This is a genomic window from Haloferax sp. Atlit-10N (assembly GCF_003586325.1).
GTDB lineage: Archaea > Halobacteriota > Halobacteria > Halobacteriales > Haloferacaceae > Haloferax > Haloferax prahovense.
The window spans coordinates 1-502 of sequence record NZ_PSYX01000126.1 but is presented as its reverse complement, the minus strand read 5'-3'; the positions used below and the strand labels follow the sequence as shown (position 1 = coordinate 502).

The following is a 502-nucleotide window of genomic DNA, read 5'->3' as shown; positions in this document are numbered from 1 at the left end:
CCCGTGAGATTCTCCCCGAGGTTGACCTCGCCCGCGAGTTCCGCGAGCAAATCGCCGAACTCTGCCGGGACGCCGGCCTCGACGGCCACCGTGGCGATATCGCCACAGCGCGAGCAGCCCGGACGTTTGCCGCACTGGACGGGCGGACGACGGTTCTCGAATCAGACATCGAGCGCGCCGCCGAGTTCGCGCTGCCCCACCGGCTCACCTCTCGACCCTTCGAGGACGCGCCGGACGTCGACGACGTGCTCGACGACCAATTCGATGACGACGAGGGCGAAGACGAGGAAAGCGGAGACGACACCGGGGAAGCCGACGAATCGGAGAGCGAAGCGGATGACGAGACGGCGGGCGGAGAAGACGCAGACGAGTCAGCGGCTGACGGAAACGACTCGGACGGCGATGCCGGTGGTGGCCCACAGAAACAGCGCCCCGACGATGGCGAGCGCTCCGAGGACCGCGAGGGGGGAGACGAACCGGGCGGTCCAGCGCCCGCGTCGGC

Annotated in this window: 1 pseudogene; it reads left to right on the top strand. The window is 69.1% G+C overall.

The annotated features are described in order from the left end of the window. Positions 1 to 502: pseudogene (locus C5B91_RS22580) on the top strand (magnesium chelatase); the annotation flags it as partial.